Raw genomic sequence first — 25686 nt, 5'->3', positions numbered from 1 at the left:
TAAATTTGCACCCTGTTTAAAAATAACGAAACACAATAAGCAATGTCAAGAGTTTGTGAGCTTACGGGAAAAAGAGCGATGGTTGGGAACAACGTATCGCACGCAATGAACAAAACCAAGCGCAAGTTTAACGTTAACCTTGTGAAAAAGCGTTTTTATATCCCTGAGGAAGACCAATGGCTTACACTTCGTGTATGCACCTCGGCACTAAAGGATATCAACAAAAAAGGTATTTATGCAGTGGTGAAGGAAGCCCGCGAGAAGGGGTTCTTGAACAAGTAATGCGATAATCGATAAAGTAGCGAGCAATGGCAAAAAAAGGAAATAGGGTACAAGTTATTTTGGAATGCACCGAGCACAAAGACTCTGGAAAACCAGGAACATCTCGGTATATCACGACCAAAAACAAAAAGAACACCCCAGACCGTATGGAGTTGAAGAAATTCAATCCAATTTTGAAGAAAATGACGGTTCATAAAGAAATTAAGTAATTGCGATAGTAGCAACTATCCTAAAAAAGATACGTTATGGCAAAGAAATCAGTAGCAACACTACAAACTGGATCCAAGCGATTGACCAAAGCCATCAAGATGGTGAAGTCACCTAAATCAGGTGCGTATACGTTCGTTGAAGCAATTATGGCTCCAGAAAACGTAAATGAGTGGTTAAACCAAAAATAATCACCCAACCATAAAAAATTAATAGCCACTTTTCGGAGTGGCTTTTTTTATTTCTAACGAATTTCTTTGATTTACTTTCAGTAATTTTGGGCGTTCCCCACGCAGTGCGTGGGTCGGGCTTTACGCTGTATCTGTTTTGGTGGCTGAGCCTGTCACCCTGAGCCTGCCTGCCGGCAGGCAGGCTTGTCGAAGGGTCGAAGCCACCAAAACAGGATGCCGCTGCAATCCCTGCCTGCCGGCAGGCAGAGCCTAACGCATCGGTCGTACACAGACGCCATAGTAAACAAGCGATACCATGAGTTTCTTTAAAAAGATATTTTCAAAAGATAAAAAAGAGACCCTCGACAAAGGGCTGGAAAAAAGTAAAACCTCTTTCTTCGATAAGCTTTCCAAAGCGGTTGCCGGAAAAAGTAAGGTCGACGACGACGTACTCGATAACCTCGAGGAAGTCTTGGTTACGAGCGATGTCGGAGTCAACACCACACTAAAAATCATCGACCGTATCGAAGAGCGCGTTTCCCGCGATAAATATCTAGGTACCGACGAGCTCAACCAAATCCTTCGAGAGGAAATAGCCGGCCTTTTAAGCGAGGTCGATTCCGGAAACGCTACCGACTTTGTCATTCCTGAAAAGAAAGGCCCACACGTCATTATGGTCGTAGGCGTAAATGGGGTGGGAAAAACTACGACCATCGGAAAATTAGCGCATCAGTTCAAAAATGCTGGTAAGAAAGTAGTGCTTGGTGCTGCCGATACGTTTCGGGCAGCTGCCATCGACCAACTACAGATTTGGGCAGATCGTACCGATGTTCCCATCGTAAAGCAAAGCATGGGTAGCGATCCCGCTAGCGTTGCCTTCGATACACTTCAGAGTGCAGAAAACCAAAACGCCGATGTGGTACTGATCGATACCGCGGGTCGCCTTCACAACAAAGTAAACCTGATGAACGAGCTTTCAAAGGTAAAGCGCGTCATGCAAAAGGTAATCCCCGATGCGCCACACGAAGTATTGTTGGTGTTGGATGGTTCTACTGGTCAAAACGCCTTTGAGCAAGCAAAGCAGTTCACCGCCGCCACAGAAGTTACGTCTTTAGCCATTACCAAATTGGATGGAACGGCAAAAGGGGGTGTGGTGATCGGTATTAGCGATCAGTTTCAAATTCCTGTAAAATATATCGGTGTCGGTGAAGGTGTAGAAGATCTTCAGGTGTTTAACAAATTTGAATTTGTAGACAGCTTTTTTAAATAACGGCACGGCATACATCCAATTCATTTTTTAGCTACATTCGCATTCCTTATCTTTTAGGAATGATTCACCCACATACTGAACTTCAGTTTATTAACGAAACCGTAGGGCACGGGGTCGTAGCGACAAAATTTATTCCTGCTGGCACGATTACCTGGGTACTCGATGCCTTGGACCGTGAGTTTACTCCCGATAAATTAGCAGCGCTTCCTTCACAATACACCCAAATGTTTGAAACCTATGCGTATCGAAACAGCAAAGGAAATTATGTGTTGTGTTGGGACCATGCTCGCTTTGTAAACCATAGTTTTAAGGCAAATTGCCTTTCCACCGCCTATGATTTCGAAATCGCGATTCGTGATATTCATCCTGGGGAACAGCTAACCGATGATTATGGCTACTTGAATATCGATACACCTTTCCGTGGTATCGATGAGGGAACCAAAAGAAAAAATGTATATCCGGATGACCTAAAGAACTATTATCAGATCTGGGATAAAAAAATCGCTGCGGTATTTCCAAAACTTAATGAAGTGGAGCAACCTTTGCGATCGCTTTTATCAACGGCTATGGAAAAGGAAATCGAAGCGGTCCTTCAAGGTAAAAAGCAAATGGCAAGCATCCTCGAAAATTATTTCCCCAGAGAAAAATAAATGCCTTCTTGCAATCCGTTTTGAAACTGTATCTTTGCAGCCTAAAATTTGACGATGCGTACAAAATCACTGAAGAAGAATAAGATTAATGTAGTAACCCTCGGCTGTTCGAAGAACGTATACGACAGTGAGGTGTTAATGGGACAGTTACGCGCCAACAACAAAGAGGTGGTTCATGAAGAGGAAGGCAATGTGGTGGTCATTAATACCTGTGGCTTCATCGCTAATGCTAAGGAGGAGAGCGTTAACACCATTTTGGAATATGTTCAGAAGAAAGAAGAAGGCGAAGTCGATAAGGTATTTGTAACTGGCTGCCTTTCGGAACGCTATAAGCCTGATCTCGAAAAGGAAATCCCTGATGTAGATCAGTACTTCGGCACTACAGAATTACCAAGCTTGTTAAAAGCGCTTGGCGCTGACTATAAACACGAGTTGGTAGGCGAAAGGCTTACGACTACACCAAAAAACTATGCCTATCTTAAGATTGCGGAAGGTTGCGACCGACCGTGTTCGTTCTGTGCTATTCCGTTAATGCGAGGAAAGCATCGCAGTACACCGATTGAAGATTTAGTGACAGAGGCTGAAAAGCTTGCTTCCAACGGTGTAAAGGAGCTGATCTTAATCGCCCAAGACCTTACCTATTATGGGTTAGACCTCTATAAGAAGCGAAACTTAGCGGAACTACTGCGTGCCTTGGCAAAAGTCGAGGGCATCGAATGGATTCGTTTACATTATGCATTTCCGACAGGTTTCCCGATGGATGTACTTGATGTGATGCGGGAGGAACCAAAGGTTTGTAACTATATCGATATTCCGTTGCAGCATATTTCAGACAATATCTTGAAGTCGATGCGACGCGGTACTACCTATGAGAAAACAACGCGTTTGTTAAAGGACTTCAGAAAAGCCGTTCCCGAGATGGCGATTCGTACGACATTGATCGTTGGATATCCTGGTGAAACCGAAGAAGACTATCAGTTGTTGAAGGATTGGGTAACTGAAATGCGCTTCGAGCGATTGGGGTGCTTCACCTATTCACATGAAGAAAACACACATGCCTACAATTTGGAAGATGATGTGCCAGGGGAGGTAAAGATGGAGCGCGCCAATGAAATCATGGCAATTCAATCTCAGATTTCCTGGGAACTGAACCAACAAAAAGTTGGAGAACAGTTTCGTGTTCTCATCGACCGAAAGGAGGGAGGCTATTACGTTGGCCGTACCGAATTCGACAGTCCCGATGTAGATAACGAAGTGCTCATTAATGCCGGGGAAGGCTATCTCCGAACAGGTGAATTCTTCAATGTGGAAATCACCGGTGCCGAGGATTTCGATTTGTACGGGAAGGTGGTTACGTCCTAATTTAAACTTGAACCTAATTACTGAGGTTCTCGAAAAATAATCCATGAGAAAAGGTTACTGAGGTTCTCGAAGTAACCGTAAAACTTCAACTAAGTTATTGATGATCTCGAATAGGTCGCTGAGGCTCTCGAATAGGTCACCGAGGCTCTCGAATAGGTCACTGAGGCTCTCGAATAGGTCACTGAGGCTCTCGAATAGGTCACTGAGGCTCTCGAATAGGTCACTGAGGCTCTCGAAGTGACCTCATTCCCTTATAGTAATCATTCAAGTCCTTATATGCCAATGATAACTTTGGAAGTATCGCAGCATTATGCTTGAACAATGCCTCTTTCTTCTTTCGTGACCATCCCTGAATTTGTTTCTCCCTATTGAAAGCATAGTCAATTCTTGTAAATTCTTCAATATATACCAATTTTACTGGAAGACGTTTCTGAGTATAATTCGCTCCTTTTCCCATTTGGTGTTCAGAGAACCGCTTTATTAAATCTTTGGTACTTCCTGTATAATAAGTATCATCAGAGCATTTTAATATATAAGTATATCCCTTCGCCATTCCCTAATTTAGAAAATTAAAGAATAGCATTACATTATAAGGACACGATGTCTAATGGATTTCATGAATTAGAGGGGAAATCCTTTGGATACTGAAGGTCACTGAGGCTCTCGAAGTGCCTTTTTCTCCATCCATTCGCAATCCTCCCTTCAAATCCGTATCTTATTGGTGCTATGAAGAACAATCGATTCCGCTTTCCGAAAATTACTGTCACGGTCATTACCCTTATCCTTTTGGTATTATTTAGTATTACCGCAATACGGTATGTGAACAAGCCCGATTGGTTGTACGGGCAACCCATGCTCATTATGATGGGACTTGCCTTTCTTATTCAAATTGTTCTGAATATTGTCAACTGGCGCTCAGAAAAGAAAATCGTAATCCTAACAACTTTATTTGTCAGCGCTACGATTGCAGCCTCTATGTTATGGCGATTTATCGCACTTGGGGCAACACCATCATGATTTTTTCAATTTGAAGTAGAAGATACTGCCTTCTCCAACTTCAGAATCGACCCAAATTTTACCTTCGTGTAGCTTCACGATTTTCTCGCAATGGGCCAGCCCTACTCCGGTACCTTCATTATCTTGCTGATCGCCAACACGGTTAAAAATGGTAAAGATCGATTTTAAGTCCTCGGGTTTTATACCTACCCCATTATCCTGAATAGAGAAAATGTAGTCTTCCCCGTCTTCAAAAGCATTCACACGTACTTTCGGTGTCTCTTCCTTTCGGCTATATTTTATGGCGTTAGCAATCAAGTTTTGAAATAGTAAACGCAACTCCGTTTTGTATCCTTCAATTTTAGGTAGATTCCCCACTTTTACGGTCGCATCGCATTCCTTGATACGTTTGCTAAGGTCGTATTTCACCACTTCCACCAACTCCTTTGTATCGACCGTTTCCTTTTTAAGATCTTTCCCGATACGCGTATGTTCCAATAAGGCTTTAATCTGATTTGCCAATCGGCCCGACGAATTATGGATGTAGTTCACATATTCATTTCCTTTTTCATCCAATTGCGAACTAAACTTATTCCGCAGCAAATCGCTTCCAAAGCGGATGGTACTCAAAGGCTCCTGCAGGTCGTGCGAACAGATAGAAACAAATTGCTCCAATTCTTCATTAGCTTGTTCCAGCGCTTGCTTTTTCTCCATCAATTCTTTCTGCAAACTTTTGATTTCCGAGATGTCTGTTAATGTTGAACGTGTATAGAAATTGCCATCCTTATCTTTTGTAAGATTGGAATTTAAAATAACCGGAAGCTTCTCATCATTCAAGGTCATTAAGGTAAGTTCTTCATGCTTAACGCTGTTCTTCATGGAAATACTTTGAAGAAGTTTACTCGCCTTAATTTTCGATTCTTCATCATAGAATTTAAAAATCGATTTTCCGACTACATCTTTTTTCGATTTTGCCTTTACCGTTTTAATGAAATTACGATTGCATTCTACAATGTTTCCTGTTGAAGGATTTACACTGATATGCATAATAGGATCCGATTCGTAAAAGTCTTTAAACTTCTGCTGACTTTCCTGAAGTTCATTTTGTGATTCAATAATCCCTTGTATATCAATAAACGTAATAACGATGCCTTCGGTATTCGACTCCTTGCTTTCAAAAGGCGTAATTCGCTTAAGGAAATGCCTTCCGCTCTTACTAACGATCCTTTTCTCTATGGGTTTACCCGATTCCAATACTTTTTGGGAATGGGAAATTATAGTGTCTTTGGTATTTCGCTTAAAGTTAAAGGTGAAGTTATCCAAATGTCTTCCGATATCGCTTGGCAACAGATCGAAATGTTGTCGGATGGAAGGTGTAAACTTTCGAATACGCAACTCATTATCCAAGAACAATACGCCCAACTCGGTACTTTCTAAAAGATTGTCCATATCGGCATTTAATAACGCCAATTCTTCTAATTTCTGAACATGCTCTGTATTAACGGTTTGAAGTTCTTCATTCACACTTTGAAGTTCTTCATTGGTACTTTGTAATTCCTCGTTAGAGGCTAACAGTTCTTCATTCGTAGCCTGAAGTTCTTCGTTACTGGTTTCAGTTTCCTCTACGGCTCGATGTAAACGTTCTTCCGATTTCTCGAGTTCTTCCTCTAAATTTTCGATGCGTTCACGCGCTGCTTCATCTAAGGAAGCGCCCTCTATTACCTCGTGGGTGATTTTTGTTTTATCCCGCTCTATAATCGTGATTACAAACTCGAAATCGTAGTCGGGATGGTTGTTTTCATCGATTGGAGAGACCAACAAATCGATCATTCGCGGACTATCGTCTTTTTCGTGAAGTATATTTTTGTGATATACCTTCTTCCGACTTTTTCGAGCTTTTTTTATAGCATTGGTTATCGGAATTTTATATTCGCTCGGCAACATTTTTAGCAAGCTCGTAGTAAAGCCGCGGGAGGGAAGTTTAGCAAAATTTCCAAAGTGACCTCTTGCTTCTAAAATATTTAAATTATTGTCAACAAAAAGGGAGGTAGCATTTAGTTGGTCTAAGATTGCCTCACTGATGGAATCGGTAATACGCTGTGCGCGCTTCGATTTTGTTTTCACGGGTGAATCTACTGCGTCCATTCGGAGTACGTTTCTATCGCGATTCTTCCGTGCTCCCAGGGTTTCGTTAGGAAGCCTATTCAAGACTTCCGTATTTTGAAATATTTTCCATTTTTGATCGATTGTTCGAAAAGAGGATTTTTCTGAACCAAGATTTTCACTTGTTCCCAACATCAGATAAGAATCTTCTTTCATGCTGAAGTGCAAGGTCTTGAGTACCCTGTTTTGAATATGGCTCTGTAGGTAGATTAAAAGATTTCTACAGACCACTAAATCGATGTTGTTGAAAGGCGGGTCGGTAACGATGTTATGGTTCGAAAAAATAATACTCCTCCGCACACCATCATTAATCTTATACTTGTCACCTTCAATATGAAAATATGAGGTTGATAGGTTGCCGGGAAGACTGTGAATAATCGATCGACCGTACTCGCCCTTACTCGCCATTTCCAAATGAACCTTTGAAATATCGGTTGCAAAAATCTTTAGATTGATGCTTTTCTCATGTTTCTTACACTCTTCAAAGAACAGCATCGCAAGCGAATAGGTTTCTTCTCCAGTGCTACAGCCAACGTCCCAAATCTTTAGTGTTCCTTCATCGGGTGTATCGTCGACCAATTTTGGAATAATCTTATTTTGAAGCACATCCCAAGCACCTTCATCCCTAAAAAACTTGGTTACTCCAATCAGAAACTCCTTATATAAGGTGTCTATTTCTTCGGGTTGTTGCTGCAATAGTTCATAATAAGCATCGAGCGAATCCAATTGATGAATCTGTAACCGGCGACTCATACGTCGGATCAGGGTTGGTTTTTTATAAAAGTTGAAGTCAATGTCGGAAGATTGCCGAATGAGCTGTAATATCTTGTTGAAAGTTTCCTCGTTTGTATTGATAAGTTCCTCCTGGGCATTATAAATTCTTGGCGTGCTGAAGAAGTTGGAAATTTCACTATACATGTCCTCAACAGGCAGAACATAGTCGGCAAGACCAGTGTTGATCACGCTTTTTGGCATGCCATCAAATTTTGCTTGTGTGGTTTGCTGTGCCACGACCAATCCGCCATTCTCCTTGATATGCCACACACCCTTGGTGCCGTCACTTCCAGTACCGCTCAAAACTACCCCAACGGCATTTTCCTTATAATTCTTGGCAAGCGACTCGAAAAACATATCGATAGGGAGGTTCAGCTCTCTGCCTTCGGGCTTTTGCAAGAGCTTCATCTTTCCATCCTCTATGACTAAATTATTGGTGGCAGGAACAACATAGACCGTATTTTTCACGATCTTCCCACCATCCTTGACCTTGGCAACGGGGATGTTGGTATGTTTGGACAATAGTTCTCCCATCAAACTTTTATGATTGGGAGATAAATGTTGAACGATAACGTAGGTGTACTTGGATTGTTTCGGAACATTTTCCAAAAACTGCGTCAATGCCTCTAGACCACCGGCACTGGCTCCAATCCCCACGACCACATGTTTTTTGGCGTAGTGATTCACAGCGTTTTGATTTTTTTAATAAAAACTGTTAGTGTTCCTAACAATAAAAATTCCTCCTATAAATCTTGTAGATAGCTATTATTAGCTGGGTCTAAAATATGAAAACCTAAACGGAATGTTTCAAAATTTAAGATTACTTTAAGAATTGTGAATAAGCGTTTATCGTTGATAAACATTTGAAAATGGATTAGTCTAATGAATGCCAAACGATTACTCCATATCAACCAATTTGAATACCTTCGTAGCATGAAATCTGTTTTGTTCATCGGGCATACTTTTCCGGAGCCTTCCACTACCGCAGCAGGAGGGAGAACAATGCAATTAATGGAACTGTTTCAAGCCATAGGTTGTGATATTCACTTCGCTGCTACGGCTTCTCCCTCAAAATATGCGGAAGATTTGACCTCTAAAGGAATCCAGCTTCATACCATCGAGCTAAACAATCGTTCATTCGATGCCTTTATTCGGGATCTTTCCCCCGATATGGTCGTCTTCGATCGCTTTATGATGGAAGAACAGTTCGGTTGGCGGGTCGCAGAGAACTGTCCGAATGCGCTCCGAATGATCGATACCCAAGACCTTCATTTCCTTCGAAAAGCGCGCGAGCAGGCGGTAAAAGAGAGAGGTGATGCATCGAGTGTGGACTTGTTTACCGATGTGGCCAAACGGGAATTGGCGAGTATCCTCCGAAGCGATCTTTCCATCATTATTTCGGAGGCGGAAATGAAGTTGTTGGAAGGTGTCTTCAGCATTAAAAAGGACATCCTACTGTATTTACCGCTTTTTGCTGAAGTAGATAAAGAGGCGGTACTCCCAACGTTCGAAGAACGCCAACACTTTATGACAATCGGTAGTTTTCGTCATCCACCCAATGTGGATGCGGTGCTACAATTACATCAGCATATTTGGCCATCGATTCGGGAGCAATTACCGATGGCGGAACTTCATATCTACGGAGCCTACGCGCCACAGCGTATCCAGGAGCTTCACAACCCGAAACAAGGATTTTTAGTAAAAGGCTGGGCACCATCGGCCAAGGAGGTCATGAAATCGGCAAAAGTATGCCTGGCACCGCTGCGATTTGGCGCTGGCCTAAAAGGAAAGCATTTCGATGCCATGCAGTACGGTACGCCTGCGGTGGCGACTCACATCGGAGCAGAAGGACTGTGTAGCGAGTTGCCTTTTGGGGGAACGATAGCAGAAACCGACAAAGACTTTATTAAAGCGGCTATTTCACTTTATACCGAGAAGGAATTATGGCAAGAAACACAGCAGAATGGTTTCAACATCCTTCAACAGCGCTTTCGAAAGGAATTGTTCGTGAAAACCTTTCAACAAAAAATCGAAACACTTCACCAAAACCTTCAACAGCATCGTAAGGAGAATTTTCTATCGCAGATTCTTCACCACCAAACCCTACAGGCTTCAAAATATATGTCGAAATGGATCGAGGCCAAAAACCGTTAAAGACCTTGATACACCATTTTGATATTGCTTCGCTCATACGGCCTCCCAGTCTCTAGTGCCACTTCCTGAAATCCATATTTTCGATAGAGGTGAATGGCATTTTCCAACTTGGTATTCGAATACAGAAACAAACTGCTGAAATCGTTCTTCTTCGCAAAATCGATACAGTGTTGTAGCAACCTCTGACCAGTACCCTTTCCACGAAGCGATGGTCGTACCGCCATTTTGGTCAGTTCAAACCGCTTCTCACCATGATTCAACAGTGCCACAACGCCGACAACCTCGTCTTCCACCGCTGAAAAGATATAGCCTCCCTTATCCAAGATGTATTTCTGTGGCTTGCTCAATACTTCCCTGTCAAATGGCTCTACATAAAAATAGGTCTCGAGCCATTCGATGTTTAGCTCATAAAAAGCTTGTTTGTGTTCGAGTTGAAAAGGAACGATCTTCATGAGGCAATACAATCGGAAACTAAATATGCCAATGCTTTTCCTACTTGTGAAGGTTGCGAAGAAAGGGTAGGAGCGGCTTCACACAAATGAATATAGCGACACTGCTGAAACCGTGAAAAATGACGTAGAAATACACGGGCTTCCACCATTCCAAATCCGCTAGGTGTCATCGCGCTGCTCGGCAACTGTTGAATGGCATCTAAGTCCAATTCAATGCCAAAGGCTTCCTGTTCTACCTTCAAAAAAGAACCGGCTTGCTGAAGGCTTTGCTCAAACGAAAGGTTTTTGTCAATCGCGATGTTTTCATAGGTTTCAAACTGAATACGATCCTTCCAACGTGCCATAGTATCGAACACATTCTGCGACGTATAGTTTCGGTGGAGTCCAAAGATGAAGTAGCGATTTAAAAAACCTTCCTCGAAGGCATACGAAAAGCCATTTCCAGAGTGACGATGCTCCAAGGCGCGAAAATCGGTATGCGCATCGAAATTGATACAGTTGATGGAACCGTCCAAGGCCGTTGCGTTTCCCTTCAAATTTCCGTAGCTGTTGTTATGGCCGCCACCGATAACGATTGGAATTTTTCCCATTGCAATGATTTTTGAAATCACCGTCGTCACCATATCGTCAATCTGACGGACCAACTGGCCTAATTTTTCGTAGTAATGGTCGGCTGAGGTATCCAAGGTTTCGGCCTGTACCATTTGCTGAGCGCAATCTATTTCACCCAACACTAACACGCTATCGGGCGAAAGCAACGGATTGGCCTGCAGGTTGCAAAACGAAGAGAGAAACGATTTCCATGCCTGGGAAGTTCCCGCTTTTCCATGGTTGGCACGAACCCCAATATCTTCAGGGATGCCGACCAATACATATTTTGCATTCGATTTTTCCAGCTCGCCCCAATCGGGAACCGTAGTCATTGCCTGACCTAATTTGGTTTCCCCTTTCCGAGGATTCGTGAATTCCGCTATGTTTTTTTCAGCATAAAAAGAAAGCATACCTATTCAAGTATTTGTCCGTTTAATACCACTTGGTCGATAAGGTTACTACCGAAGGAATAGGGTAGATACCCATACGACGGAATCGGTTTTGTGATTATTAAGTTAGCAACCTTCCCTTTGGTAATCGTACCGTGTGTTTTTTCCAATCCCATGGCATACGCACTATTTATCGTTGCAGCATTGATGGCTTCCTCTGGCGTCAGTTTCATCTTTACACAGGCCGCGGAAACCACAAAGTTCATATTGCCACTAGGTGCTGAACCAGGATTATAGTCGGTGGCCAAAGCCAAGGGTAGGCCTTTATCGATCATCTCCCGACCGGGCGTATACGGAATGCCCAAGAAGAAAGAACAGCCGGGTAAGGCTGTCGGCATGGTCTGACTGTCTTGTAATACCTCATAATCGGCATCGTTCATCACTTCCAGGTGATCGACGCTTAGCGCATTATGTTTTACGCCGACTTCAACCCCGCCAATGGAATTAAATTGATTGACGTGTATTTTAGGTCGTAAACCATATTTCGTTGCTTCCGAAAGTAGGCGATCGGTATCTTCAACCGTGAAATAACCTTCTTCACAAAAAATATCGACAAAATCGGCCAGTTTTTCTTCGGCAATTTGTGGTAACATTTCATTGCAGAGCAAGTCCATATAGCCATCTTTGTTCTCTTTGAACTCTTTCGGAACCGCATGCGCGCCCAAGAAGTTTGTTTTGATGGTGATAGGATAATGCTCTGCCAAGCGCTTCGCCACGCGTAACATCTTCATTTCAGCTTCGGTGGTTAGTCCATAACCACTTTTAATTTCAATAGCGCCGGTACCCATTTTCATGACTTCCTTCAACCGTGCTTCCGATTGGTGGTACAAGTCATCTTCAGAAGTTTCCTGCAATTTTTTGGCAGAATTTAGAATCCCACCACCCTTACTAGCGATTTCCTGATAAGACAATCCTTTTAATCGGTCAACAAACTCGCCTTCACGATTTCCGGCATAGACCAAATGACTGTGCGAATCGCACCAAGCAGGCATCACGATTTTCCCCGAACAATCGATGGGTTTAAAACCTTTCACCTTTGGCATTGCATCCATGGAGCCGTAGTCTTCAATAACGCCATGATTCACCAACACCCATGCATCTTTAATTGTGGGTAATTCGCTCATGGCCTCACCTTTTAGAAAAATTGGAGCTAGCTCGCGTACCTGCAGCAACTCCTGAATATGAGTCAACAGTAGTTTCATGCCATAAAGATACAAAATGCGCTAGGGTACAAAATAAGGCAGGGGTTAATTAAACGTGAAAGTTAGCCTTCCTCTAGCTTGGCCGATAGTTCGAACCAACGTTCGGTCTTTTCCTCGATGGTGTCGATCAGTTCCTGAAGCTTCTGCGATTGCTCATCGATTTCGGCGCCGGACCAGTTTTCGGTGGCAAATTTATTCTGAAGCGCTTCCTTCTCCTTTTCCAGTTTGGCGATTTCCTTTTCCAGATTGCGATGCTCCTTCTTCTCGTTATACGTTAAGGCCGCTTTCTTGGTTGGTTTATCTTCGGTTTGGGTTGACCTTTTCTTTTCTTCGGTTTCATCTTCTGATGTATTGGCGCTCGCATATTCGCGATAATCGCTATAGTTTCCTGGGAAATCCTTGATTTTATGGTTTTTGAAGACAAATAAATGGTCTACAATCTTATCCATAAAATAACGGTCATGCGACACCACTATCAGACATCCTGGGAAATCGAGCAAGAAGTTTTCCAACACGTTCAGGGTTACGATATCCAAATCGTTGGTCGGTTCATCCAGAATGAGGAAATTCGGGTTTTTGATGAGTACCGTACACAGGTATAGTCGCTTTCGTTCACCTCCACTCAGCTTTTCAACAAAATCATATTGCTTTTTACGGTCGAATAGAAAGCGTTCCAACAGTTGTTGGGCGGAAATCTGACGTCCTTTTTTCAACGGAATATAATCGCCAAACTCGCGTACCACATCGATTACCTTTTGCCCGGGCTTAATCTTGATGCCCTTTTGCGTATAATAGCCAAACTGAACCGTTTCGCCAATCACTACCTTTCCCGTATCGGGTTTTAGGGTTCCGGTGAGAATGTTTAGAAAAGTGGATTTGCCTGTTCCATTGTTACCGATAATCCCAACGCGTTCGCCCTTGATGAAGTTATGGTCGAAGTTTTCAAACAAGGTCTTGTCCTCAAACCCCTTCGAGATATTATGAAGCTCCACGACTTTAGTACCTAGCCGTTCCATATTTAGTTCCAATTGTACTTCGTGATCTTTTCTACGTTGATGCGCTCGCTGCTTGATATCCGAAAAATCGTCGATCCGACTTTTACTCTTAGTCGTTCGCGCTTTTGGCTGTCGTCGCATCCATTCCAGTTCCTTTTTGTACAGCTGCTTGGCTTTGGCGGTTTCGGCGGCTTGATTTTCGATACGCGCTTCCCGTTTGTCCAGAAAGTAGCTATAGTTTCCTTTGTAGGTGTACAAAAAACCTTGATCTAGTTCAACGATCTCGTTACACACACGCTCGAGGAAATACCGATCGTGCGTTACCATAAAAAGCGTCAGATTTTCTCGGGCGAATAGTGCTTCCAGCCATTCGATCATTTCGAGGTCAAGGTGGTTGGTCGGCTCGTCCAATATCATTAAATCGGGCTTGTTGAGTAAGGCAATAGCCAAAGCGAGTCGTTTTTTTTGTCCGCCGCTCAGTTCCGACACCTTTTGTTCGAGCTTCGTAAGTTTTAAGGTGAAGAGAATTTGCTTGTATTGGGTTTCGAAATCCCAGGCATTTTGAGCATCCATAGCGTCGAAGGCTGCTTGATAGGCTTCGGTATCGTGCGGATTTTGAAGTGCTTTTTCGTACCGAGCAATAGTGGTTAAGACTGGATTGTCGGACGCCAGGATGGTTTCTTCAACCGTTAATGTCGGTTGAAGGTTAGGTTCCTGCGATAGGAAGGCGACATTTAGATTTTTTCGATAGATGACATCACCCGAATCGGGCACATCTTCACCTGAAAGAATATTAAGAAGCGATGTCTTTCCCGTACCGTTTTTCGCTACAAAACCGATTTTCTGGCCTTCGTTGATGCCAAATGAAATATTCTGGAACAACACACGTTCTCCATACGATTTTGAAATATTTTCAACCGAAACATAGTTGATGTCTGCCATGCTGCAAATTAAAAGGATTTTCGGCAGTATGCAGAATTAATATTTTATAATTACAGTCGTTGCGTTATATTTGCCAAAACAGCCTCCTCTCTATGAAACTATTTAACCTGTTGTGCTTCTTGGTGGTTATAGGATGCTTTAGCTCGTGTATTACCACAAAACAGCTAACCTATCTTCAGGAGGATTCCAAAACTACAACGGACAGTATCATTCCTATTCAAAAGAAACAGGAACCGTACCGATTGCAGGTAAACGACCTGTTGAGTATCCGTGTAAAGGCCTTGGACGATAACTTAAACAATATTTTTAACCCGGTGGGCGACCAAAGTCCGAACGCTACGCGTGAAGAGCGTTTATACTACGATGGTTTTGTAGTAGACAAGCACGGGAATATCCGTGTACCTATCTTGGGTGAAATCCCGGTTTTGGGAAAGACCGTCGAGGAAGTGCGAGAGGATATCGAAAGCAGGCTATTGGAAAATTTGTTTAAGGAAGAGGCCAATGTTTTTGTAACAGTAAAACTATCTGGAATCCGCTATACTATAAACGGTGAGATTTCGAATCCAGGTTCGAATATTATTTACCGGGACCAAGTTAGCATTATGGAAGCTATTGCCAATAGTGGCGATATACGGGTAACAGGCGACCGAAAGGATGTGGTTTTGATTCGGCAGTATCCTTTGGGCCAAAGGGTACACCATATCGACCTTACGACTATCGATGCCATGAATTCGCCGTACTACTATATTAAACCCAATGATTTGATTCTGATAAATCCGCTACCTCAAAAATCGATAGGAACAGGAACTACAGGATTACAATCATTCACCACGATTCTTACCGTGGTGACAGCGCTTACCACAACCATCTTATTATTTCTTCGCTTATGAGGGATGACGAATTTGAAATAGAGGAGCATCATTCGATTTTCGACTTTAAGGGATTCCTTTTTAAGTTGCTAAGTCATTGGCCCTTATTTTTGATATGTTTGGCCATCGGGTTTGGTATTGCGTACTACATCAATGTTCGGAAACTCCCTATCTACCGTATTACCAACCTGATAAGTGTAAAAAACGATCAGAATCCCTTCTTCACCAATAACACCAGCCTAACCTTCAACTGGGGTGGAACATCAGACAAGGTTAATACATCCGTTATTACCCTAAAGTCGCGCTCGCATAACGAACAGGTGGTAGAGCGCTTGCAGTACTATGTGAATTATTTAATGGACGGCGAATACCAATTGGAGGATGGCTACAAAAAGGTGCCATTCTTTATCGAGGTAGATACCACCAAACCACAGATTTTACACAAACAGTTTACCATTACCTTTCAGGATTCTACGCGTTTTTTGTTGGAGGCCAGTTTTCCGGGTGGTTCCATTCCGCTACAGCACTATGGCACCAAGGAACGAAGCAATATGCCCATCGCGGCCCACGACCTATCAAAGGAATATAAGCTAGGCGATGAGATTGCCTTGCCGTTTATGGAAATAACCGTACAACCCAATCCTGAAATGCGAGCAAAGGCTGGGCAAACGTACTACTTCAACTTTATGGAATTCGACGGCGCGGTAAAACAATATTTGAATATCAACGTATTTCCCGAATCGGACGGATCTTCTGTATTGCAGATGGGACTGAATGGAAAGAATAAACATCGCTTAGTAGAATACCTGAATACCTCTGTTGCCGTACTAAGTGAAAATATGTTGGAACGCAAAAACCTATTTGCTACCAAGACCATTCGCTTTATCGATAGCAGCCTTACACAGAAGTCGGCGGAGCTGTCGGATGTAGAAGACGAGCTGAATGCCTATAAGAACCGAAATGAAATTTTAGATCTTAGCCGTGAAGGCACCGAGATCAACCAAAGGCTCAATACCTTAGACCAGCGCAAGCAAGCATTGGAACGCGAACTTAACTATTACGAGGTCCTTGAAGACTATCTGGTAACACGCTCCGATTACCGCGATGTTCCAGCGCCATCGGTGGCCGGTATTTCGGAAGGGAGCATTGTTTCGGGTGTTGGTCGCATCGTTTCCTTGGCAGAGGAGCGTAATACGCTACAATACTCCTATCAGGAAGGTGCTCCGGTTTTTGCCGATTTGGACAGACGTATCAATGCAGTAAAAAACATTTTAATTGAAAACATTGCCTCGACCAAGCGTTTAAAGCGACAAGAACTTCAGGATCTAAATCGTGATATAGCCGAAAATGAGGCCGAGATTCGAAAGCTGCCAAAAGAACAACAGGAATTGCTGAAAATTGAACGTCGCTACAACCTTAACCTCGGCAGCTACAATATGTTCCTGTCGAAACTCAGCGAAGCAAAGCTTGTGAAGGCGGCCAATGTTAGCGATGTTATGATTATCGACCCGGCAAAAGATACCGGCGGAGGAAAAGTAGGGCCGAACACCCAACTTAACTATGTATTGGCAGCCCTGTTCGGATTTTTAATTCCCTTTGTCTTCGTATTTCTAAAGTCCTTTTTAAACACAAAGGTTAATACCATTTCAGATGTTGAACGCGCTTCCAAGATTCCAATCCTAGGGGTTATTGGCCGTAGTAAGATGGATAACAACTTAGCGGTGCTCAACAAGCCAAAATCGCCCATTGCCGAATCGTTCCGAGCGCTGCGATCCAGCCTTCAATTTATGTATCGAAAGCAGGGTGTAAAAGGTGCCAAAACAGTATTGGTAACCTCTTCGGTGAGTGGCGAGGGAAAAACCTTTTGCTCTATCAATATCGCTTCGGTATTTGCCCTAAGTGAAAAGAAAACATTATTGCTTGGACTAGATCTTCGGAAACCTAAGATTTTCGACGATTTCAACATTAACAACAATATTGGGGTGGTAAACTACCTGATAGATGAAGCGGGCTTAGACGAGGTTATCCAAAAGACACATGTCGAGCATTTGGATGTGATAACCTCGGGTCCCGTACCGCCCAATCCTTCCGAATTGTTGATGAGCGAGCGTATGGATCAGCTCGTAGACATTCTAAAGGATCAATACGACTATATCGTACTAGACTCTCCACCGCTTGGGCTTGTAGCCGATTCGCTGGAATTATTGACCTATGCGGATACCATTATCTACATGGTACGCCAAAACTACACCAAGAAGGGGATGTTTAAACAGGTAAATGAGAAATACAAGGCCGGCGAAATCAGTAATGTCAGTTTCGTTATCAATTTCTATGAAGAACGCGCCAAATATGGCTATGGAACGGGCTATGGATACGGCTATGGCTATGGCTATGGGTACGGATATGGCAGTTATGGGCACGGCTATCATGAGGTAGAAAAGCCTAAGACATTATGGAAAAAAATTAAACGTACTTTCCGAAGTAAATAGAGCGAACGAGCTATGCTAGAATTCTTATCTTAGCCGATAAATCCAAGTCCCAAGTGAACACCAATCCAAATAATGAATCCTGGCTGTATGAAATTTCCGCCAAACGCAAAGTAATAGACCTGAATTTCAAGGAAATTTGGCAATATCGCGATTTGCTAATGCTTTTCGTAAAACGGGATATCGTTACGGTCTATAAACAGACGGTCTTGGGACCGCTTTGGTTTTTTATTCAACCGCTGTTCACCTCGGTTATTTTTACCCTTGTTTTTAACAGCATCGCAAAGATAGAAACAGGTTTGGTACCCGCTTTCCTTTTTAACCTCTCTGGTATTACTGCTTGGAATTACTTTAAAGTCTGTCTTATGGGTACCTCCTCTACCTTTAGGGCCAATGCAGGCTTGTTTGGGAAGGTATACTTTCCACGTTTTATCGTGCCGCTTTCAAAAGTAATTTCCAATCTGGTGAAATTTGGTATACAGATGACCATATTGGCAGGGTTCTATATTTACTATATTAGTACGGGCGCAGACATCGCACTGTCTGGTTATACCCTTCTGTTTCCAGTGTTTTTGCTGTTAATGATCTTATATGGTCTCGGGGCTGGAATGATTATCTCCACCCTTACCACCAAATATCGCGATATATCACTGCTGCTCACATTTTTCGTACAGTTGTTAATGTATGTATCTGCCGTGCCGTACCCTATGAAGGCCCTCACCAATTCTTCCTATGGATGGGTGGTAGCCTATAATCCCTTGGCCTATATCATGGAGGGCTTCCGATTTATATTGTTCAACGATGGCAGCCTATACTTCGATAGCCTAAGGATACTCTTTATTGCACTTGGCGGCGTTGTATTGTTCATTGTAGGCTTGGCCCTCTTTAATAGAACCGAAAAAACCTTTATCGATACCGTATAATGTCCAAAACAATTCTAAAAGCCGAAAATATCAGCAAACAATACCGCTTGGGGTTGGTGGGTACCGGTAGTTTGATGCATGACGTAAACCGTTGGTGGCACCGCATTCGTGGTAAGGAGGATCCGTATTTAAAGGTAGGTGCCGTAAACGATCGCAGCGCGAAGGCCACAGAAGAGTATGTTTGGGCCTTAAAGGATATCAATTTTGAAGTACAGGAAGGCGAAGTACTCGGTATTATCGGTAAAAACGGTGCGGGAAAATCTACCTTGCTGAAACTTCTTTCACGGGTTACCAGTCCAACAACGGGAACTATAAAAAGTCGCGGTCGTATTGCCTCGCTGTTGGAAGTGGGCACCGGTTTTCACCCAGAATTAACCGGTCGCGAAAACATTTATTTAAATGGAGCGATTTTGGGGATGACCAAGGCCGAGATCGATGCCAAGGTAGACGAGATTATCGAATTTAGCGGCTGCGAAATGTATATCGATACCCCAACCAAACGCTATAGTAGCGGGATGACGGTACGCTTGGGCTTTGCCGTCGCGGCACATTTGGAACCGGATATTCTGGTGGTAGATGAGGTGTTGGCCGTGGGCGATGCCGAATTCCAGAAAAAAGCCATCGGAAAGATGCAGGATATTAGCTCGGGTGAAGGGCGAACGGTCTTGTTTGTGAGTCATAATATGGTTAGTGTGCAAAGTTTGTGTACGCGAGCAATCGTTTTAGTTAATGGTAAAGTTGATTTTGAGGGAAGTACTGCCAATGCAATACAGGAATACTTAAAAGAAGCCACTACGGATGGATATTCGAGTAAGTTATTTCTTGACAAATCCAATACAGTTAAAAATAAAGGAGTTGAACTATTAAGTGCACAAATTACTAATGGAGAACCTGATAAGGCTGATGATCCAATTAGAATTGATACTAAAATTTTAATGCAATGTGAAATTTTGGTGAATGATTATAATCGAAAAATTAATATAGGATTTCAATTCTTAGATGATAGTGGTAATATATTATTTACTTCACATACTAGAAATGCAGCAAGAGATCATTTAAATTCTAAAGGGAATGGAAAGCTTTTATTCAAAGGAATAGTTCCTGAAAAGTTATTTAATGAAGGGGAATTCTATGTCAATATTTTTGTTGTGGAAGATAGTAGTGACGTTTTAATAAAACTAACCGATAGGATGAAGTTTACTGTAATTCCTATGGCAAAGAAATTTGGTGAACGTATGGGGAAAAGTGTTGGTGTATTTAAAACGGATTTTGAATGGATGGTTCAAATTCCATAATTTAAACTAAATAGGTTAATAATGTTTAATAGTCTTTTCAAAAATAGGGGTAATCTCCAAAGAGATGATTCTACTTTCAATTCCAAATATTTATACATTTCAGCATTCCCTAAAAGCGGATCGTCATTTATATCATTGGTTATGGCGGATTTGCTTAAAATCCCTATTAAAAATCTCATTTTTTCTCACTACAGAGAACAAGATTTATACGAACCAAAGATTACGGAAATTAATGATACTTTAATTTTATCAAAACATCATACGTTAGCCACCAATCCAAATATCGAATTATTTGTTAAGTATCAGATTAAGCCGATAATCCTCATCAGGAATATTCCTGATGTGATAATTTCTTTGAGAGATCATATTGCAAAAACATTAATTTGGCCTCACTTCTTTGTACCAAAAGATTTTGGAGAATGGGAGAATGCAAAGCAATATGATTTTCTGATAGACCTGGCTACACCTTGGTATATATTTTTTTATGTTAGCTGGACTAAAGCCATACAGGACAAAATATTGGTTGCTAAAATGATTAACTATAACGATTTCAATACTAATTCACCACAGGTCATCAAGGAAACCTTAGAGTTTTACGGCTTTAATTTTAACCTTAGCTCAATTGAACAGAGTATAAATAATATCAAGAAAATGCCTAGGAATTTAAATAGAATAAATAAAGGCGAAATAAACCGTGGGCAAAACTTACTTTCCAACCTTCAAATTGAAAAAATTAAGGCATATACGAAACACTATCATGATATAGATTTTTCACCAATTTTATAGAATGGCAAAACAATTTCAATCCTGGTCACAACACGCTGACGACTATATCGCTTGGCAATTGGTTGGAAAACCAAAAAGAGGTATTGTTGTTGAAGTGGGCGCTTTCGATGGTGTACACCTTAGCAATAGTTATAGCTTAGAGCAATTAGGGTGGCAAGCCATCTGTATAGAGCCAAATCCTCGAATTTTTCAATTTCTCCGTACCCAACGCCCAAATGCTATCAATATCAACAAAGCGATAGTTGGCAAGGAGGATATCGATGAAGTAGTATTTTATGATGAAGAGATTGGGGTGCTCTCGGGGGTCAGTTATGATGAAAAAGATATCAAGAAGCGGTATAAGAATAGAGGATTGGAGTATCGGGAGCCAAACAAAATTACTGTAGCTGCCGCGACATTAACCCAAGTATTGGATGAACATTTAAATAATCCGGTTATCGATGTGGTTTCCATAGATGTAGAAGGGTTAGAGGTGGAAGTGTTAAAAGGATTGGATCTTGATAAATATGAAGTCAAGCTTTTTATAATTGAAGCAAATACCGATGCTGAAACGGAGGCTATTCTACGTTTTTTCAAGAAACATCGTAACTATTACTTCATTGGCACCAATCGGCAAAACTTGTTTTTGCTGAACCGGAAATATGCTGAAAAGGGATTTTTAAGGAATCTAGATTTTGAAAATTATCAACCAGCGACGCAGAAACATCCAATTGATGATAAATTAACCCTGCAATCTGTACCACCAAAATTTAGGGATGCTCCTGGTTTTAAAAAACTTCAAAAACGCTATTGGTTTTGGTAAAGAAAAAAATCAAACTAACCCATATCATCAACCCGGTCGCAATAGGGCCAGCCTCCGACCTATATAAAGCGCAGCCCATTACGTTCGAGACCATGCGCCGTGCCAAGGCCTTTGCCTCACCAGAACTAGCTGTAAAGTTGGTGTCGGTACAGTATCCGGAAGACCATGAAATCATTCCCGATTATTTTACACGGTGTCCCGATTTAGAGCGTTCGGTAATGGATGTAGGTACGTTTAAAAAGACACGCAAGCTACCGTTGCTACAAGACATTTTAAACGCTGCCAAGGGGGCCGATCCTAGCGCCGATTATATCATCTATACCAATGTAGATATTGCATTGCTTCCACAGTTTTATGATTTTGTTCGAGAAGAATTGGAAAAGGGCCATGATGCTCTGGTTATTAATCGCCGCACCATTCATAAGGCATTCGATATGGATTCGCTAGCGCAAGCCTACAGTGCTATTGGCCAGAAACACCCGGGGTTCGACTGCTTTATAGTACCCACTTCCTATATCGAGAAACTGCGGTTGGGCACTATCTGTATTGGGGCAAATTGGATTGGCCGTACTTTCTACGCCAATCTTTGTGCTATCGCGAAGAATCCGAAGGTAATAACCGATGCGCATGCTACCTTTCATATCGGTGAGGATGGCGCTTGGCTTACGACCGATTTTTCGGAATTCGACTATCACAATAAGAATGAATTATATACTATCTTGGAACACTTGAAGGCTAACTGTAAGGAGGACGTATCCAAAGGCCAGCAACTAGAGGCTGTGAAGGCATTTATGGACGACTATGGAAATACTCCGCCCCCAACCGATTTTAGGCCGGCTTATAATCCTTCGCGAAAGGTCTTGCTTAAAAAGAAAATAAAGGAAATCGTAAAAATAGTCTTGAATCGAGAATAAGTAGGACGGGTTTTTTAGTGTAAGGAAAGGTAAAATAGTATTTTAGCCACAATGATTAATGTAACCAAAACCTTTCTTCCACCGCAGGAAGAATATCAGAAGATTATGGCCCGTGTATGGGATACCGGATGGATTACCAATCGAGGCGTTTTGGTTCAGGAATTGGAGCAAACGCTTCAGGATTATTTAAAGGTTCCCAATATAATTGCCATGGCCAATGGAACGCTTCCTATTCAAATTGCTTTAAAAGCTTTTGGCTGTTCAGGCGAAATAATTACGACGCCCTTCAGTTACGTGGCCACCACATCTAGCATTGTTTGGGAAGGGTGCACGCCTGTCTTTGTGGATATTCACCCAGAATACCTAACCATAGATGAAACCAAGATCGAGGCGGCTATAACGAAGCGTACCACCGCTATTTTAGCAACGCATGTGTATGGAAACCCTTGTGCTGTTGAAGAAATTGAAAAGATTGCCACGCGCTATAACATAAAGGTTATTTATGATGCCGCACATTGTTTTGGCGTAACCTATAAAGATCGCTCCATTTTCGAATTTGGCGATGCCAGCACGTGTAGCTTTCATGCCACAAAAATTTTTCATTCCGGAGAGGGAGGGGCTCTTTTCACGAAACCTGAGAATTTTGAAAACTTTTATTTTCACCACAATTTTGGCCATGATGGCCCCGAGATTTTCAGAGGACTTGGTATAAATGCTAAGATGAGCGAATTACACGCCGCCATGGGGTTGGCGGTAATCCGCTATATAGACACCATAATCGAAAACCGTCGTAGGGCGGTAATGTTTTATCGAGATCATATAATGGTGAAGCCGTTGCAAATTCGCTCGCATACCGATTGGAATTACTCCTATTATCCCATAATTTTCGATTCTGAAAGGCAATTATTAGCGTGTGTAAAGAAGCTGAACGAGCAGGACATTTTTCCGAGAAGGTATTTCTATCCTAGTTTGGATACGTTGCCCTATACGAAAGAAGCAAACGTACCCATATCTCATGATATTTCTGCAAAGGTCTTATGTTTGCCACTTTCACACGATATTTCTGAGGAGGAGCTTGAAAAGATTTCCAACCTAATAAATGCGGCAGTCCATTGAATCACCAAGCACCATTCTTTATTTTAGCAAACCCGAGGAGTGGCTCTTCATTGCTCAGGATAATTTGTGAGTGCAATAAGCAGCTTACTGTACCTCCCGAAAGTGGTTTTATGCTATGGTGGAAGGATACTTATAAAGACCTGTCGCAAAAGGAGATGATGGACGATCGTACCTTGTCTGTTATTCTTGACGATATTCTTTCATCCAGAAAAATGGAAACCTGGCAGCTGCAGAAAGAGGAATTGATGGCGTTTGTTGGTAGTCATTCGCCGAAGAATTATGCCGAATTATGTTCATTGGTGTATTATCACTTTGGGTATAGCCGTGGAAAGAGACCAGAGTATTGGGGCGATAAAAACAATTATTATATTCATCACTTGGAAGCGATTACGGCTCTTTTCCCCAAGGCAAAATTTATTCATTTGGTTCGAGATGGACGGGATGTAGCTTGTTCGTATAGGAAACTTAAGCAGTTGAAGTCTACCAGTGCTTATGCACCACGGTTAACCGCTGAAATCGACGAAATTGCCTTGGAATGGGATGATAACAACACCAATATATTCAATTTTTTAAAGAATATTGAAAAGGAAAATCAATATGTTGTGAAGTATGAGGAAGTACTTCTTCAGTTGGAAAAAACATGCCGGAACATATGTACCTTTCTACAGGTAGAGTATGATCCTGAAATGCTTGAATACCATATTGCAAATAAGGAACTATCGTTAGAACCATCGGAAACAATCGACTGGAAGAAGAAAACATTGGAAAAGCCTGATCGCAGTCGAATCGGTCAGTATAAGAAGCAATTAAGACCGTTGGATATTGAAAGGTTTAATCAAATTGCACGAACATCATTACAACGGTATGGATACAAGTCATAATATTTTACTTAGTGTACGGTTAATGACGTATAATCATGCGCCTTATATAGTACAGGCTATGGAAAGTGTAGACCGTCAGGAAACCAGTTTTCCCTATGAAGTGGTAGTAGGCGATGATTTTTCTACCGATGGTACGACTCAGAAAATCGAATCCTTCGTTTCCAAAAATCCAAAAGCGCACTGGAAACTTTTAAAAAGGGAGAAGGGAGGTAGTTACCATAAAGCCCGTCAAAAGAATGGTCGCGTCCAGAATTTTTACGATTTATTGAAACACTGCCAAGGGAAATATATCGCATTATTAGACGGTGATGATTATTGGACCGACACCAATAAGTTGGAACGGCAAGTTACTTTTTTGGAACAACACCCAGATTTAGTAGGTTGTTTCCATAATTCGAAAGTGGTCGATGAAAACGGAACCTTAAAGTGGGAGCCTTATTATCTCGGAAAGGATGGTACTTGTTTTGATCAACGCGATAGCGTTACCTCCTTGAGAAGTGGATATAGCACAGCTGCGTTGGTTTTTAAAAGAGAAGCGATTGTTCCACATTTAGAGGATTTTCTAAAAATAGGGACCGATTTTATTTTGGAGGTTTTAATTACGAACCATGGTAACCTTTGCTTTATCGATGAGAGTATGTCTGCTTATAGATTTCATGAAGGTGGGGTGTGGCAGGGAAATACGCAAGAAAGTAACAATTATGAAGTGTTGAAGCGTTTTATTTTCTTATATGATCATGAACCCTACCGAAGTAAATATAATAACTTTCTTTGGCACAACATTGTAGAAGGATATGAAAAGCTTCGGAATCAAACGAAGGATCCCTTAATGAGAAAGAAGTTCGACTCTGAATTGAAGAAATTCTTATCGTTTACCGATAGTAGAACATATGGTTATTATAGAAAACGTTTTTACCATGCACTTCGATATCGATTGAAGAAATTACGGCGATAG

The 25686-nt window shown here is 41.9% G+C and carries 24 protein-coding genes; 18 read left to right on the top strand and 6 right to left on the bottom strand.

Annotated features, from left to right (window positions below; translation table 11 throughout):
• Positions 1 to 42 precede the first annotated feature (42 nt).
• The 6 genes from rpmB to rimO all read left to right on the top strand — a co-directional run bounded on the left by rpmB (position 43) and on the right by rimO (position 3941).
• On the top strand, positions 43 to 282 hold the full coding sequence (gene rpmB, locus I4Q58_RS01965; RefSeq protein WP_203293185.1) for a 50S ribosomal protein L28: 240 nt from the start codon (positions 43 to 45) through the stop codon (positions 280 to 282).
• 26 nt (positions 283 to 308) lie between these two features.
• Positions 309 to 491 carry a 50S ribosomal protein L33 gene (gene rpmG, locus I4Q58_RS01960; protein WP_203293183.1) on the top strand — a complete coding sequence of 61 codons (183 nt, stop codon included), beginning with the start codon at positions 309 to 311 and terminating at the stop codon, positions 489 to 491.
• A 36-nt stretch (positions 492 to 527) separates the two neighbouring features.
• A complete protein-coding gene (locus I4Q58_RS01955) occupies positions 528 to 680 on the top strand; it encodes a DUF4295 domain-containing protein (protein WP_203293181.1) in 153 nt (50 codons plus the stop codon).
• Positions 681 to 975: 295 nt separating this feature from the next.
• On the top strand, positions 976 to 1929 hold the full coding sequence (gene ftsY, locus I4Q58_RS01950; protein WP_203293179.1) for a signal recognition particle-docking protein FtsY: 954 nt from the start codon (positions 976 to 978) through the stop codon (positions 1927 to 1929).
• 59 nt (positions 1930 to 1988) lie between these two features.
• The gene (locus tag I4Q58_RS01945; RefSeq protein ID WP_203293177.1) at positions 1989 to 2579 is read left to right on the top strand and encodes an SET domain-containing protein; all 591 of its coding nucleotides are present in this window, start codon (positions 1989 to 1991) and stop codon (positions 2577 to 2579) included.
• Between the two features lie 54 nt (positions 2580 to 2633).
• Positions 2634 to 3941: a 30S ribosomal protein S12 methylthiotransferase RimO gene (gene rimO / locus I4Q58_RS01940; protein WP_203293175.1), complete on the top strand. Its 1308-nt coding sequence runs from the start codon at positions 2634 to 2636 to the stop codon at positions 3939 to 3941.
• A 220-nt stretch (positions 3942 to 4161) separates the two neighbouring features.
• On the opposite strand, the gene I4Q58_RS01935 is transcribed toward rimO, so the two are convergent.
• Complete coding sequence (locus I4Q58_RS01935; protein WP_203293173.1) at positions 4162 to 4494, bottom strand: GIY-YIG nuclease family protein; 333 nt, start codon at positions 4492 to 4494, stop codon at positions 4162 to 4164.
• A 173-nt stretch (positions 4495 to 4667) separates the two neighbouring features.
• On the opposite strand from I4Q58_RS01935, the gene I4Q58_RS01930 reads away from it, so the two are divergent.
• Positions 4668 to 4958 (top strand): hypothetical protein, encoded by a 291-nt coding sequence (locus I4Q58_RS01930; RefSeq protein ID WP_203293171.1) that lies wholly within the window; start codon positions 4668 to 4670, stop codon positions 4956 to 4958.
• Here the strand turns inward: I4Q58_RS01930 and I4Q58_RS01925 are convergent.
• Positions 4953 to 8561 (bottom strand): chemotaxis protein CheB, encoded by a 3609-nt coding sequence (locus I4Q58_RS01925; RefSeq protein ID WP_203293168.1) that lies wholly within the window; start codon positions 8559 to 8561, stop codon positions 4953 to 4955. The genes I4Q58_RS01930 and I4Q58_RS01925 overlap by 6 nt on opposite strands.
• Positions 8562 to 8807: 246 nt before the next feature.
• On the opposite strand from I4Q58_RS01925, the gene I4Q58_RS01920 reads away from it, so the two are divergent.
• On the top strand, positions 8808 to 10028 hold the full coding sequence (locus tag I4Q58_RS01920; RefSeq protein ID WP_203293166.1) for a glycosyltransferase: 1221 nt from the start codon (positions 8808 to 8810) through the stop codon (positions 10026 to 10028).
• Here I4Q58_RS01920 and I4Q58_RS01915 read toward each other — a convergent pair.
• The 4 genes from I4Q58_RS01915 to I4Q58_RS01900 all read right to left on the bottom strand — a co-directional run bounded on the left by I4Q58_RS01915 (position 10025) and on the right by I4Q58_RS01900 (position 14650).
• A complete protein-coding gene (locus I4Q58_RS01915) occupies positions 10025 to 10480 on the bottom strand; it encodes a GNAT family N-acetyltransferase (RefSeq protein WP_203293164.1) in 456 nt (151 codons plus the stop codon). The two genes, I4Q58_RS01920 and I4Q58_RS01915, sit on opposite strands and share 4 nt — an antisense overlap.
• Positions 10477 to 11481 carry a formimidoylglutamase gene (locus I4Q58_RS01910; RefSeq protein WP_236002799.1) on the bottom strand — a complete coding sequence of 335 codons (1005 nt, stop codon included), beginning with the start codon at positions 11479 to 11481 and terminating at the stop codon, positions 10477 to 10479. The genes I4Q58_RS01915 and I4Q58_RS01910 overlap by 4 nt, the downstream gene beginning before the upstream one ends.
• Before the next feature lie 2 nt (positions 11482 to 11483).
• The gene (gene hutI, locus I4Q58_RS01905) at positions 11484 to 12722 is read right to left on the bottom strand and encodes an imidazolonepropionase (protein ID WP_203293162.1); all 1239 of its coding nucleotides are present in this window, start codon (positions 12720 to 12722) and stop codon (positions 11484 to 11486) included.
• 62 nt (positions 12723 to 12784) lie between these two features.
• Positions 12785 to 14650, bottom strand: coding sequence for an ABC-F family ATP-binding cassette domain-containing protein (locus tag I4Q58_RS01900; RefSeq protein ID WP_203294334.1), 1866 nt, complete (start codon positions 14648 to 14650; stop codon positions 12785 to 12787).
• A 101-nt stretch (positions 14651 to 14751) separates the two neighbouring features.
• Between I4Q58_RS01900 and I4Q58_RS01895 the strand changes: the two genes are divergently transcribed.
• From I4Q58_RS01895 to I4Q58_RS01850, 10 genes are read left to right on the top strand one after another with little or no spacing between them, the layout of a single operon-like run.
• Complete coding sequence (locus I4Q58_RS01895; RefSeq protein WP_203293160.1) at positions 14752 to 15549, top strand: polysaccharide biosynthesis/export family protein; 798 nt, start codon at positions 14752 to 14754, stop codon at positions 15547 to 15549.
• Complete coding sequence (locus I4Q58_RS01890) at positions 15546 to 18017, top strand: GumC family protein (protein WP_203293158.1); 2472 nt, start codon at positions 15546 to 15548, stop codon at positions 18015 to 18017. Before I4Q58_RS01895 ends, I4Q58_RS01890 begins: the two co-directional genes overlap by 4 nt.
• Positions 18018 to 18070: 53 nt before the next feature.
• A complete protein-coding gene (locus tag I4Q58_RS01885) occupies positions 18071 to 18937 on the top strand; it encodes an ABC transporter permease (RefSeq protein ID WP_317194035.1) in 867 nt (288 codons plus the stop codon).
• A complete protein-coding gene (locus I4Q58_RS01880) occupies positions 18937 to 20232 on the top strand; it encodes an ABC transporter ATP-binding protein (RefSeq protein ID WP_203293156.1) in 1296 nt (431 codons plus the stop codon). The genes I4Q58_RS01885 and I4Q58_RS01880 overlap by 1 nt, the downstream gene beginning before the upstream one ends.
• Positions 20233 to 20253: 21 nt before the next feature.
• Complete coding sequence (locus I4Q58_RS01875) at positions 20254 to 21018, top strand: sulfotransferase domain-containing protein (protein ID WP_394369315.1); 765 nt, start codon at positions 20254 to 20256, stop codon at positions 21016 to 21018.
• Position 21019: 1 nt separating this feature from the next.
• A complete protein-coding gene (locus I4Q58_RS01870; protein WP_203293152.1) occupies positions 21020 to 21820 on the top strand; it encodes an FkbM family methyltransferase in 801 nt (266 codons plus the stop codon).
• Positions 21814 to 22734, top strand: a complete 921-nt coding sequence (locus tag I4Q58_RS01865) for a hypothetical protein (protein ID WP_203293150.1) — start codon at positions 21814 to 21816, stop codon at positions 22732 to 22734. The genes I4Q58_RS01870 and I4Q58_RS01865 overlap by 7 nt, the downstream gene beginning before the upstream one ends.
• A gap of 51 nt (positions 22735 to 22785) precedes the next feature.
• Positions 22786 to 23850 carry a DegT/DnrJ/EryC1/StrS family aminotransferase gene (locus tag I4Q58_RS01860; protein WP_203293148.1) on the top strand — a complete coding sequence of 355 codons (1065 nt, stop codon included), beginning with the start codon at positions 22786 to 22788 and terminating at the stop codon, positions 23848 to 23850.
• The gene (locus tag I4Q58_RS01855; protein WP_203293146.1) at positions 23847 to 24731 is read left to right on the top strand and encodes a sulfotransferase family protein; all 885 of its coding nucleotides are present in this window, start codon (positions 23847 to 23849) and stop codon (positions 24729 to 24731) included. Before I4Q58_RS01860 ends, I4Q58_RS01855 begins: the two co-directional genes overlap by 4 nt.
• A complete protein-coding gene (locus I4Q58_RS01850) occupies positions 24715 to 25686 on the top strand; it encodes a glycosyltransferase (RefSeq protein WP_203293144.1) in 972 nt (323 codons plus the stop codon). The genes I4Q58_RS01855 and I4Q58_RS01850 overlap by 17 nt, the downstream gene beginning before the upstream one ends.

It is taken from the genome of Luteirhabdus pelagi, from assembly GCF_016827595.1.
GTDB lineage: Bacteria > Bacteroidota > Bacteroidia > Flavobacteriales > Flavobacteriaceae > Luteirhabdus > Luteirhabdus pelagi.
The sequence above is the reverse complement of the archived record's forward strand: the minus strand, read 5'-3'. Positions and strand labels throughout refer to the sequence as shown.